The organism is Pseudobutyrivibrio sp. C4, from assembly GCF_900111635.1.
GTDB lineage: Bacteria > Bacillota > Clostridia > Lachnospirales > Lachnospiraceae > Pseudobutyrivibrio > Pseudobutyrivibrio ruminis.
In genome coordinates this window covers 47,227-60,483 of the sequence record NZ_FOHF01000010.1, presented here as the reverse complement: position 1 = coordinate 60,483, position 13,257 = coordinate 47,227, and the positions used below count along the sequence as shown (strand labels likewise).

Annotated in this window: 8 protein-coding genes; 7 read left to right on the top strand and 1 reads right to left on the bottom strand. The window is 41.7% G+C overall.

Features of this window, described 5'->3' with window-relative positions; genetic code table 11:
* Positions 1-4: 4 nt before the first annotated feature.
* The 3 genes from BMY66_RS12920 to BMY66_RS12910 all read left to right on the top strand — a co-directional run bounded on the left by BMY66_RS12920 (position 5) and on the right by BMY66_RS12910 (position 6,175).
* Positions 5-1,651 carry a SulP family inorganic anion transporter gene (locus tag BMY66_RS12920; RefSeq protein WP_090395426.1) on the top strand — a complete coding sequence of 549 codons (1,647 nt, stop codon included), beginning with the start codon at positions 5-7 and terminating at the stop codon, positions 1,649-1,651.
* A gap of 2 nt (positions 1,652-1,653) precedes the next feature.
* Entirely contained in the window at positions 1,654-5,181 is a 3,528-nt protein-coding gene (mfd, locus tag BMY66_RS12915; RefSeq protein ID WP_090395425.1) for a transcription-repair coupling factor, read from the top strand.
* 574 nt (positions 5,182-5,755) lie between these two features.
* Entirely contained in the window at positions 5,756-6,175 is a 420-nt protein-coding gene (locus tag BMY66_RS12910) for an acyl-CoA thioesterase (protein ID WP_090395424.1), read from the top strand.
* 7 nt (positions 6,176-6,182) lie between these two features.
* Here BMY66_RS12910 and BMY66_RS12905 read toward each other — a convergent pair whose 3' ends face one another.
* On the bottom strand, positions 6,183-6,770 hold the full coding sequence (locus BMY66_RS12905) for an ECF transporter S component (RefSeq protein WP_090395423.1): 588 nt from the start codon (positions 6,768-6,770) through the stop codon (positions 6,183-6,185).
* A 187-nt stretch (positions 6,771-6,957) separates the two neighbouring features.
* Between BMY66_RS12905 and BMY66_RS12900 the strand changes: the two genes are divergently transcribed.
* The 4 genes from BMY66_RS12900 to BMY66_RS12885 all read left to right on the top strand — a co-directional run bounded on the left by BMY66_RS12900 (position 6,958) and on the right by BMY66_RS12885 (position 13,249).
* The gene (locus BMY66_RS12900) at positions 6,958-8,040 is read left to right on the top strand and encodes a GGDEF domain-containing protein (RefSeq protein WP_177175672.1); all 1,083 of its coding nucleotides are present in this window, start codon (positions 6,958-6,960) and stop codon (positions 8,038-8,040) included.
* Positions 8,041-8,573: 533 nt separating this feature from the next.
* Positions 8,574-9,773 (top strand): hypothetical protein, encoded by a 1,200-nt coding sequence (locus tag BMY66_RS12895; protein ID WP_090395421.1) that lies wholly within the window; start codon positions 8,574-8,576, stop codon positions 9,771-9,773.
* A complete protein-coding gene (locus tag BMY66_RS12890; protein WP_330387121.1) occupies positions 9,742-11,514 on the top strand; it encodes an ABC transporter ATP-binding protein in 1,773 nt (590 codons plus the stop codon). The genes BMY66_RS12895 and BMY66_RS12890 overlap by 32 nt, the downstream gene beginning before the upstream one ends.
* Positions 11,507-13,249: an ABC transporter ATP-binding protein gene (locus BMY66_RS12885; protein WP_090395419.1), complete on the top strand. Its 1,743-nt coding sequence runs from the start codon at positions 11,507-11,509 to the stop codon at positions 13,247-13,249. The genes BMY66_RS12890 and BMY66_RS12885 overlap by 8 nt, the downstream gene beginning before the upstream one ends.
* Positions 13,250-13,257: the final 8 nt, after the last annotated feature.

Here is a 13,257-nt window from a genome sequence, read left to right as displayed (position 1 = left end):
AGAAATGGAAAGTTTTAAACCTATGCTGTTTACTTGCATGAAGAAGTATAGCAAGGAGCAGTTCTTTAAAGACTTAGTATCTGGAATCATTGTGGCAATCATCGCATTGCCACTTTCTATTGCCTTGGCTTTGGCCTCAGGTGTTGGCCCAGAGCCAGGTTTATATACAGCAATCGTTGCTGGATTTTTGATTTCCTTCTTCGGAGGAAGTACAGTTCAGATTGCTGGACCTACAGCAGCCTTCGCTACAATCGTAGCAGGCATCATTGCAACTGATGGAATGGATGGTCTCATCATTGCAACTATCATGGCCGGTATCATTCTTATTATCTTAGGTGTGGTAAAAGCCGGTGCACTTATCAAATTCATCCCATACACAATCACAACTGGTTTCACAGCTGGTATCGCAGTTACAATTTTAATTGGTCAGTTCAAGGATTTCTTCGGTGTAGATTTCCACGGTGAAAAGCCAATCGAAACAATCGACAAATTAAAGGTATTCTTTAGCAACATTGATTCACTCAACTGGCAGGCAACACTTGTTGGCGTTGTATGTCTTGCAGTGCTTATCATTTGGCCAAAGTTCTTCTCAAAAATTCCTGCATCAATCATTGCTGTATTCGTGAGCATCGCAATGGTACAGGGACTTCACCTTAACGTAAACACAATTGGAACTCTTTACCCAGATTTGAAGGCAGGCTTGCCAACAATCTCAGTTCCACATTTTTCACTTGCAGTTGTTAGAAATGAAATGCCTAACGCATTTACGATAGCAATTCTTGCAGCAATCGAGTCACTTCTTTCTGCAGTAGTTGCAGACGGAATGGTAAATAGCAAGCACAGAAGTAACCAGGAGCTTATTGGTCAGGGTATCGGTAACATCGGATCAGTTCTTTTCGGTGGTATTCCAGCAACAGGAGCTATCGCTCGTACAGCAGCCAACATCAAAAACGGCGGTCGTACACCAGTAGCAGGTATGGTTCATTCAGTTACACTTCTTATCGTACTTGTTGTACTTATGCCATACGCAAAGTTCATTCCAATGCCATGTATCGCAGCAATCCTTTTCCAGGTTGCATACAACATGTGCCAGTGGAGACCTTTCGTAAGACTTGTAAAGTTTGCTCCAAAGTCAGATATCATCGTACTTGTACTTACATTCGTTCTCACAGTAGTATTCGACCTTGTTGTTGCTATTGAGTGGGGTATGATTGTTGCATGTATCCTCTTCATCAAGAGAATGAGCGAGGAGACTCATGTCAGCGGTTGGACATATCAGTCAGACGATGCAGAGTTTGTTGATGACTTACGTCCAGTTGAAAAGGAAATCAGAGTATTTGAAATCACAGGACCACTTTTCTTTGGTGTTTCTGATATGCTTGCAGAAAGCATTAACGTAAAGGATTATACAAAGGTGCTTGTCATCAGAATGCGTTCTGTTCCAGCCATCGACGTTACTGCTCTTAGAGCACTTCGCGATTTGGTTGAGGGAGCAAAGAAAAAGGGAGTTACAGTTGTATTCTCACACGTAAATGAGCAGCCACGTCACATGATGGAAAAGGCTGACTTCGTAAATACGGTAGGAGCTGAGAACTTCCAGCCAAACATTGATGCAGCACTTGATAGAGCTGAAAAGATTATAGGCAAGTAATTATGAAAACTTTTTTGGAACCATTTAAAAATTTAACAGCTGTTGAGTCTCTTCGCGAGGCTCTAGCTCGTTATGGCAAGGTTTACGATATCACGGGGTGTGCTGATAAAGCGCACCTCATTTTTGGTATTGGGCATGATGTCAGTCACAAGCTGATTATCACATCAGACGAGTTAAAGGCCAGAGAATTATATGAGGAATATCGTTTTTACGATAATGATGTTGTATATTTTCCGGCCAAGGATTTTCTTTTTTATCAGTCCGATATCAGAGGTAATGCCCTTACTCGTGAACGAATGAATGCTATTGAGGCAGTTATAAACAACAATAGCTGTACCGTCATCACCACTATCGATGCCCTTATGAATAAGCTGCCGGATGTGTCTTATTTTGAGGATGGTGTTGTTGCCATTTCTGATACTGATACTATTGAGCTTGAGGCTTTGCGCCGCAAGCTAGTTGCTATGGGTTACGAGGCAGTGGGCACCTGCGAGCATCCTGGAGAATTTGCAGTGCGAGGTGGAATCATTGACGTATTCCCTCTTACCGCAGATTTGCCAGTACGAATCGAGCTTTGGGGCGACGAGGTTGATAGCATCCGTTCCTACGATGCCAGCAACCAAAAGTCAATCGAGAATATCAGCTCGGTAATCATCTTCCCAGCAGTTGAGCTTATCCTTTCAGCTGATGAGGTGGAGGCTGGTCTTGCTAAAATCGAGGCCGAGCGAGATGAGCGCTACGAAGCATACCGTAAAGAAATGAAAACAGAAGAGGCATATCATCTGAAGACCTATGCCGACAGAGTAGTGGAGGAAACCAGAGAATGGGGCCTTAGCCAGGAGCTTGAGACAAATCTCACTTACTTCTGCGATAAGCTTGGCTCATTCATCGATTTCATGCCTAAGGGCACTTATGTCTTCATCGATGAGGTTCAAAAGGTCATTACCAAGGGTGAAGTTACCCAGACAGAGTTTTCAGATGCTATGACTCGCCGAGTAGAGGCTGGCTACATGCTTAAGGGCCAAATGGACATGCTTTACGGTGTGGAGGAAATCTTTGCCAAAATCGAAAAGTGTCCAACCACTCTTATGTCAGTTTTGGATGCTAAAAACAAGCTCCTTAAATCTGCAGATCATTTCAGCATCGCGGTGCAGGGAGTAAACGCATACAACGGCAGCTTCGAGCTTCTCACCAAGGAGCTCTTACAGTACAAGAAACGTAAATACAAAGTGCTTCTCGTGACAAGCTCATCTACCAAGGGACAGCGCCTTGCAGAGGACTTGTTGCAGGAAGGATTAAATGCATATTTCACATCAGATTTGGATCATCAGATAAATCCTGGTGAAACTATGCTTTGTGTAGGAAATATAAAGCGCGGCTACGACTATCCTGATAGTGCCTTTGTAATGCTTTCAGATGGGGATATTTTCGGCCACGTCCGCAAGAAAAAGCATCGTGTAAAGAAGTACGAGGGAGAGTCAATTTCATCCTTCTCTGATTTGCATGTAGGGGATTATGTTGTTCATGAAAACTATGGCCTCGGTGTCTACAAGGGTACCGAGCAGATGGAAATAGACAAGGTTATCCGCGACTATATCAAGATTGAGTATGCCAAGGGCAGCAACCTTTATGTCCTAACATCTCAGCTGGATATGATTCAAAAATATTCCGGCCCAGACGGTAAAAAGCCAAAGCTCAACAGCCTTGGCGCAGGTACTCAGGAGTGGACTAGAACAAAGCAGAAGGTTCAGTCTGCCGTTGGAGTTGTGGCAAAGGAACTTGTGGATTTGTACGCTCTTCGCCAGAACACAGATGGCTTTGTATACGGTCCAGATACTGTATGGCAAAAGGAATTCGAGGAAAGCTTCCCATACGAAGAGACTGAGGGCCAGCTTTCAGCAATCGAAGCTGTTAAGTCAGATATGCAATCTACCAAAATCATGGACCGTCTTATCTGCGGTGATGTTGGATTTGGCAAAACAGAAGTTGCTATGCGTGCAGCCTTCAAGGCAGTTCAGGAAGGCAAGCAGGTGGCATACTTGGTTCCAACCACTATCCTTGCCCAGCAGCACTACAATAATTTCGTTCAGCGAATGGGCGGCTACCCAGTAAACATGGGACTTTTATGCCGATTCAGAACAGCAGCTGAGCAAAAGAAAACTATCGAAGGATTGAAGGCAGGTACAGTAGATATTGTTATCGGAACACATCGCTTGCTTTCAAAGGATGTGGAGTTCAAGGATTTAGGTCTGCTCATAATCGATGAGGAGCAGCGATTTGGTGTAAACCACAAGGAGCGCATAAAGCAGATGAAAAAGACTGTAGATGTGCTGTCACTTTCTGCCACACCAATTCCTCGTACACTTCACATGTCGCTGGTAGGAATACGTGATATGAGTGTATTGGATGAGGCTCCAATGGAGCGTACACCAATCCAGACATTCGTATTTGAATACAATGAGGAAATGGTCCGTGAGGCAATCGTTCGAGAAATGGCCCGCGATGGACAGGTATATTATGTCTTCAACCGTGTCCGTGGAATTCAGGATATGGCTGCGGAAATCGAGCGACTTGTGCCGGAGGCAACAGTGGGCTACATCCACGGCCAAATGACCGAGGCCAAGGTTGAGGATGTTATGATGCAGTTCATCAACCATGAAATTGACGTGCTTGTTGCTACAACCATCATTGAAATTGGCTTGGATATTTCTAACGTAAATACGATAATCATACATGATTCAGACAACATGGGATTGTCCCAGTTGTATCAGCTTCGTGGCCGAGTTGGTCGAAGCAACCGTACCGCATATGCCTTCTTAATGTATCGCAGAGACAAGATGCTAAAGGAAGTTGCCGAAAAGCGACTTGCTGCAATTAAGGAGTTTACAGATCTTGGCTCAGGCTTCAAGATTGCCATGCGTGATTTGGAAATCCGCGGCGCCGGCAACCTCCTTGGAGTGGAGCAGCACGGCAACATGACAGCAGTAGGTTACGACCTGTACTGCAAGATGCTGAATGAGGCAGTAAAGATAGAAAAGGGCGAAGTAAAAGAAGAGAACTTCAACACATCAGTGGACATCAATATCGAGGCTTACTTGCCAGATACTTACGTATCCAACGAGGAGCAGCGAATCGATATCTACAAGCGTATTGCGGCCATCGATTCTGAGGAAGCTCGCGACGAAATGCTGGACGAGCTTGTGGACCGTTTTGGCGAGCCAAAGCGATGCGTACAGAATCTTCTCTGGGTGGCAATGCTCCGCGTAAAGGCTCACGACGCATACGTCACAGCCATCGAGCAGAAGGGCGATTTCATCCGCATCGTTATGTACGAAAAAGCCAAAATCGATGTGGCTCAGATTCCAGCCCTCCTGGAGCGCAACAACCCACACATCACATTCGCAGCTGACCCAAAGAACCCGGCCTTTATCTTCAACACCAAGGCCAACACCCGCATAAAGCCAAACGAAGTGTTTGACTACCTGCAGGACTTCTTGCTGGATTTGAAGTCTATAAAGGTGGAGGAGTAAAGCTGGCGCAGGTGCGATAGGTGCTAGGTGGAAAAGCTGTTGGAAATATTTGAGGTTGTTTCAACCTGCTAGCTACAGCATATCAGCAGCTGTCTTGCGTCAAGAGCAAGGCCTTGCGGCGCTTCGCCTCTTGACACTGCGCCAGCATGCAGATATGGGGTAGCCAAGCAGGTTTGAAACTGGGACTGTGGCGACACCACCAGTGCTGATTACTATCTGAGAGGAAAAATGAAGAATAGGTAGTAAGGAAAAGGCAGAAGTTTACTATCTGAATGAGAAAATGGATATTAGATAGTAAGAAAAGGGCAGAAACTTACTATCTGAATGAGAAAATGGATATTAGATAGTAAGAAAAGGGCAGAAACTTACTATCTGAATGAGAAAATGGGTATTAGATAGTAAGAAAGAGAAAGAAACTTACTATCTGAAAAAGAAAATGAAGAATAGGTAGTAAGAAAGAGGCAAAAGCTTACTATCTGGAAGAAAAAATAGAGAATAGATAGTAAGAAAAGGATGGAAGCTTACTATCTGAAATAGAAAATTATAAGCTAGATAGTAAATAGAGAGAAGGAATATGGAGACCAGTAAGTATATTCACATAGTGCAGTACTATGAAACAGATAAAATGGGGATAACACATCACTCTAACTACATTAGGTGGATGGAAGAGGCAAGAGTTGATTTTCTTAATCAAATTGGCTGGCCCTTTGACAAGTTGGAGACTCTTGGAATTGTATCCCCAGTCTTAAATGTTTCTTGCGACTATAAGCTTTCCACTGTTTTTTCTGAAAAGATTGCAATAGCAGTAGCAGTGAAGGAGTTCAAAGGAGTAAAACTCTTTCTTTCATACACAATGGAAAATGAAGAAGGTAAAGTGGTTTGTACTGGCACAACAAGTCACGCTTTTTTGAATACACAAGGTAGGCCAATCAGGATGAAGCAAGATTATCCAGATTTCTACCAGTGCTTAATGAAGATGGTTGAAGACCAGTAAATCTATATTAAGCGCTAGCTTTTACAGGGAAGATATTTGCCTTGTAGAGAGCGGGGCGCAATGCATTGTATAAAATTACACCTACTACAGAATTAATAGCGGCGTTGATAATTGTTGCATAAGTAGTTACAGCTACTAGTGCAGCGATTGCAGCAGTCGCTTTTTCTGCGTCTGGGGTTAATAATGTATACCAAACATATTTCAGCACAGGCTCAAAAATACAGTTGAAGCCTAGACCTGCAACAGCAGCAATGGCAGACCACTTGATGATGTATGAGTTTTTGTGTGATTCATTAATTTTTGCAATTTTGTGAGCAATCAATCCCACAATAAGACCAATTACAAGCTTTGTAATAAAAGTTCTAGGTGATGATGCAGCATATCCAGATAAAATATCAGCCAGTGAAAGTCCTACAGCTCCGGCTAATCCTCCATATAAGCCTCCAATTAATAGTGCTCCCAAAACAACAAAAGCATTACCGAGGTGAACTTTGGTGCCAGAAGCATTGATAGCTGGAAATACAGCGTAGCCAACATAGCAAAGTGCAGCTATTAAACCTGAAATTGTTAGTCGTGTTATGTTTTCGTTTTTCATAAATATCCTCCTGTTCAATTGATTTGTTGAAAAGAATAGTAGAGTATTAATGACATTAAAAAAAGTGATAATTTTGTGAATTTTCTGGGGGACAGACATAGAGTTATTGTAGATGAATTTAGGAAAGAGTATAATCAATTCGATCGTTGTGTTGAGCACAACAGAAAGTCTGGGGAGCAGTAGTTTTATGTTAAATTCACAAAAATTATATAACGATTTATTTTACATGGGAGTGTCCAAAGAGGAATTCAACCAGGTAAAGGATGTGGTTTTCGAGGACAACAGACGAACTGTTGGGGCCGGATCCATGTGCGCAATACAGTTCTGTGTAATGAGTCTATTGATGTCATTGAGGGCTAGCGCGTACAACGCCTGTCGATTAGTCTTTATAGTTTCACTGATTCTTAGTATTGCAATTTTCATAACTAGTCAAACCATTGCAAGGAAAAACAAAAGAGTAATCAAATTATTAGTGGCTACATTTTCGTTCATGGTATTGATGGCAGGTATAGCAATCGCTTATTTCCAGCCAGATGTTAGAACAGCAACAATGATTGCATTCACTATCATTGTGCCAACGCTAGTTATTAAAAATACCTTTACAGACTGTGTGATGGAGACAATTGCAATTATCGTATATGCGATACTTTGCAGAAATGTCATCGAGCCAGAGATATATTCTTGGGGATTCACAAACCTGATTATATTCGCCATTGCTGGTATCCTTATGAGTCATGTTATCAGCAAGGAAAGATGTGCTGGATTTGTATATGCCGAGTCTAAAAAGGAACTCGCAAATATTCAGATGAAGTACGCTTACTATGATCAGCTGACAGACCTAAAAAATAGACGTGCATTTGAAGAAGATTTACAAAAGATAGAAGCACAGCAGGTTGAGTTTAGTTTAGCTATGCTAGATTTAAATGGTCTGAAGCAGGCCAACGATACACTTGGCCATGATGCAGGTGATGAATTAATTGTAGCAGCAGCACAGTGTTTGAAAAAAGCATTTGAAGGAAATGAATATATTTATCGCTTCGGTGGAGATGAGTTCTGTGTGATTCACATTGGCACTGCTAATGAGGCGGCAGAAAGCCTAAATACATTAGATGAATTAACTGCTAACTGGAAAGGAAATCTTGTTAATGGATTTACCATTTCACATGGCGTTGCTTCAAGAAACGGCCACAAAGACATCTCAACAATCATCAAGATTGCAGATGAAAAGATGTATGAAAGCAAGCGAGATTATTATAAAAGATGCGTATAAAACAAAAGCCTGACCGCAGTGGTCAGGCTTTTGTTATATTAGTTAATCTCGTGAATTCTAGAGGCATCGAAACAATCCTGCTGGAATTCTAACAATCTCAAAATACTGAGAGAAATATCGAGCCCAAAGAAGAAAATAATGATTAAAGTAAAATTAAAAGTATTAAAATGAATCGATTTTAAAATTTAATACCTGAAAATGGCATAGATTATTGTTATTAAGTATTAAAATAAAGAAAAACTTAAATTCAATACTATATTAATGCTACATTAATACTCATATTACAAAGCAAGTTGAATATCATAATTTTTTAAGTATTAAATCTCAAAATAAATCAAATTCAATACTTTCCGCCCAAGATGACAATGAAAAAAGAATACAATCAATAATCACAGTCCAAGTCAACTATAGAAACAAAAGATTACTATACTTTTAAATCAGAATACGCCCCAATAATTGATTAATTTGGCAGGATTAACTATAATAAAAAGGCTTGAAAAAATATGGGTGGGTTCACTCAGGAGGAATTTATAATGAATAAAAATATGGTTAAATCAGCAGGTATTGCTGCACTTGCAGCAGCAGTTCTTTTTACAGGATGTAGTAAGTTCAATCCTGACACTACTCTTGTAACAATAAATACAGGAGATGGCACAAAGGATACAATCTCCCTTGGCTATGCAAATTTCGCAGCCAGATATCAGCAGTCAATGTACGACCAGTACTTGCTTGCATACTATGGTGAGGGCATGTGGTCAACAGATATGACTGGTACAGGCTCTACAATGGAGGATGACACAAAGGAAGGTGTCTTAGAGGATATTGAGAATCAGTATTTAGCAAAGCTTCACGCTAGCGATTACGATATCACTCTTACAGATGAGCAGAATACAGCAATTGCAGAAGCAGCTGCAAAGTTCATTTCAGACAACCCAGCAGAGACACTTGAGGTGATGGGTGCTACAGAGGAATATGTAAAGCAGTACTTAGAGTACAGAACATACTATTCATTAGTTTCTAATGCAGCAATGGAAGAAGCAGGCGAAAGCATTTCTGATGAAGATTGCTGGATGCGTACATTCTCATATGTGCTTTTCGATACAACAGGCACTACAGATGAGGATGGCAACGCAGTTGAATACACAGAAGAAGAAATCGCAGATTTAAAGGCTAACGCTGAAGAGCTTGCAGCAGCTGATGATTACGCAGCAAAGGCAGAGGAGCTTGAGGCAACAGCATCTACATACTCTTACCTTAAGGGTGAGGAAGAGGATGACACAATGGATATGGCTATCATCGAAGCAGCAGAGGCACTCGATGAGGGCGAGACATCAGATGTTATCGAAATCGAAGGCGTTGGTTACTATGTAATTCACCTTGATGCAGATCACGATGAGGATGCTTCTCAGACAAAGAAAGAATCACTTGAGTCAGATGCATTCGATGATCTCCTTGAGACATGGAAGGCAGCTATCACATGGACAGTTGATGAGAAGGCTTGGGCAAAGGTAGAGTTTGATACATTGTTCAAGACACTTGAGACTGAGACAGAAGAAACAACAGAAGAGACAACAGATGATGCAACTACAGAGGAGACAACTGATACAGAAGAATCTGAAGATGCAACAGAAGACACAGAAGTAGAAGACACAGAAGATACATCAGCAGAAGAGGATACTGAAGAAACATCTGAAGAGTCAGATGAATCAACTGAGGAAACAGAAGCAGAGTAATATGAGTTTTATACTTACTTATCTCAAAAAATATAAAATACGAGCAATACTTGCCCCACTATTCAAAATGCTAGAGGCGATATTTGAGCTTTTGGTACCACTTGTTATGGCGTCAATCATCAACAAAGGTATCGCAAGCTCAGATACCCACTACATCATTAGGATGAGTGGGGTTTTGCTTTTGCTGGCAGTTGTAGGACTAGTGTTTTCGCTTACAGCCCAGTACTTTAGCGCAAATGTAGCTGTATATGCAGCAGCCGAAATCAGAAGAGATCTTTTTGCAAAGATTCTTTCATTGTCTCAGGGTACAAAAGAAAAGATTGGTGACGAGGTGCTGACAACACGAATCACCAACGATATAAATCAGATTCAAAATGCCATTAATATGGTCCTTCGCTTATTCCTGCGTTCACCATTTATCGTGTTCGGTGCAACTATAATGGCGTTTATTGTGGATGTTAAATCAGCACTTATTTTCTTGTTGGTTGTAGGTGTACTTTCACTGATTGTGTTTATCATTATGAAATACACATTACCTAGATACAAAACTATCGCAGCAAGGCTTGAAAAGGTGCTTCACGCCACATCTGAAAACTTGGAGGGTGCCAGAGTTCTTCGTGCATTCAACCAGGTGGATAAGGAAAAGAAAGGATTTGAAGCCAAGACGGGAGAGCTTGCTTCCATGCAGATTTCCACAGGAAAGATTTCTGCACTTTTAAATCCGGTCACATACGTGGCAGTAAACCTTGGAATTGTTCTTTTGATTTATGTTTCAATGAGACGTGTAGATGGAGGCTTTATCCTCCAGGGTGATGTAGTTGCTCTGGTAAACTACATGAGCCAGATTTTGGTAGAGCTAATTAAGCTTGCCAATCTCATCGTCCTTCTTATGAAGGCATTCCCTTCAGCTGACCGTGTGCAGGAGCTGATGGAAATGAAGTCCGATGAAAGAATGCATCTGAACAGCACCGGCAATATGCAAAATGAAAATGCCGGTTCAATCCAGCTTTCCAATGTATCATTTAGCTACAATGGCACAAATGATTACGATGTAGAGGATATTACGTTGGATATTCCTGCGGGCAGTGTCCTTGGTGTAATCGGAGGCACCGGTTCAGGTAAGAGCACATTGCTCAAGCTTATGAACCACACTTATGATGTTTCAAAAGGGCAGGTATCCATCGACGGAACAGATGTAAAATCCATGACAGATGGAGAACTATCCAATCTATTTGGAATCGTTCCACAGAAGGCATCCCTTTTTAGCGGAACAATAAAGTCCAACATGACTATGAAAAAGCAGGATGCTGGTGATGAGGAAATTAAATCGGCACTTAATATAGCACAGGCTTTGGATTTTGTGGAAGCAAAGGAAGGCGGCATTAATGCAGAGGTTTCCGGCAAGGGCACAAACTTCTCAGGCGGCCAGCGCCAGCGACTTACAATTGCAAGAGCTTTAGTAGGCCAGCCAAGAATCCTTGTCCTGGATGATTCTGCCAGCGCCCTGGATCTTGCAACTGAGGCAAAGCTTCGAAAAGCACTCCATAGCCTGCCATGGAAGCCAACCATCATTTTGGTTTCCCAGAGAGCATCATCTGTAATGGATGCAGATCAAATCCTCGTATTAGAGGATGGTAAGGCAGTAGGCCTTGGCACACACAGCCAGCTTTTGGAAAGCTGCGATACATATCAGGAGATTTACTACTGTCAATTTCCTAGAGAGGAGGCTTGCAATGAATAAAAAGTCTCAATCTCATATATTAAATTGCGTTTTAATAGAGCTAAAAACATACAGTTTTAAAATATTTATTTCACTTATCTGCGCCCTGGCAACAGTTTACCTGACCCTGAGAATTCCAATTCTCACTGGTCAGGCAGTGGATTGCATAGTTGCTCCCGGCCAGATCGATTACGACAGATTAATTCATGTGCTAAAGATTATGACAGTGACAATCGCCGCTACATTCTTTACCCAGTGGATTATGAATCGTGTAAACAACGACATTACCTACAGTGTTACAAAGAGCCTGCGAGACAGAGCATTCGTTAAGTTACAGCACATGAAGCTTTCCACTGTGGACTCACATCCACATGGTGATTTCGTCAGTCGAATTGTGTCTGATGCAGACACTTTTGCAGATGGACTTTTGATGGGTTTCACACAGTTCTTCACAGGAGTACTTACAATCCTTGGCACTATATATTTCATGCTGATGATTTCAGTAAAGATTGCCTTGATTGTCATTATCGCAACACCTGCATCTTTGCTTTTGGCCAAATTCATTTCCGAGAGAACCTACAAGTTTTTCGGGGAGCAGGCAAAGTTACGCGGAACAGAAACTTCTTATATAGAAGAAATAATCTCAGGCAAGAATATCATCCGAAATATGGATTACGAGGATGACGCCCTTGAGCGTTTTGAATTGATGAATGATAGATTGGCAGATGCATCTATGAAAGCCACTTTCTATTCATCAACAGTTAATCCTAGCACTCGACTTATTAACAATATTATCTACGCAGCTGTCGGTGTGTTTGGTGCTATCATGGCAATTGGTGGCGGCATCACGGTAGGTGGCCTCACCAGCTTCCTGTCATACGCCAGCACATACGCAAAGCCATTCAATGAAATCTCAGGTGTAATCACTGAGTTCCAGAATGCATTGGCCTGCGCAGCCAGATTGTTTGAAATGATAGATGCAGAAGTTGAAGTGGATGAAGGCGAAACAACCATCCCTGAAGTAAAGGGCGAGATTCAGTTCAACGACGTTTTCTTCTCTTATGACAAGAACAAAAAATTAATCGAGCACCTTAACTTAAATGTCAAAAGTGGACAGCGAGTTGCCATCGTTGGACCAACAGGTGCTGGAAAAAGTACAATCATAAATCTTTTGATGAGATTTTATGATGTTGATGCCGGAGAGATTCTAGTAGATGGCGTTGATATCAGAGATTTATCACTTGAAGATTTGCGAAGCAAATTTGGAATGGTACTTCAGGAAACCTGGTTAAAGAACGCATCTGTAAGAGAAAATCTTAGAATGGCAAAACCAGATGCCACAGAAGAAGAAATTATTGAGGCTGCAAAGGCAACTCATGCCCACAGCTTCATTAAAAGAATGCCTTATGGATATGATACAATACTTTCATCGGTGGGCGGCTCATTATCCCAAGGCCAGATGCAGCTTTTGTGTATCACAAGAGTAATGCTAAATATTCCACCAATGTTGATTCTGGATGAAGCGACCAGCTCAATCGATACTCGCACAGAACAGAAAATACAATCAGCATTTAATAAGATGATGAAAGGCCGTACTACATTCATTGTAGCCCACAGACTTTCAACAATTAGAGAGGCTGACGTTATTCTGTTTGTAAAAGATGGAAGCATCGTAGAGCAGGGAAGCCATGTGGAGCTATTGCAGAAAAACGGCTTTTATGCTAAATTATATCGGAGTCAAATTGAGAATTGTTAGGAGTTAAT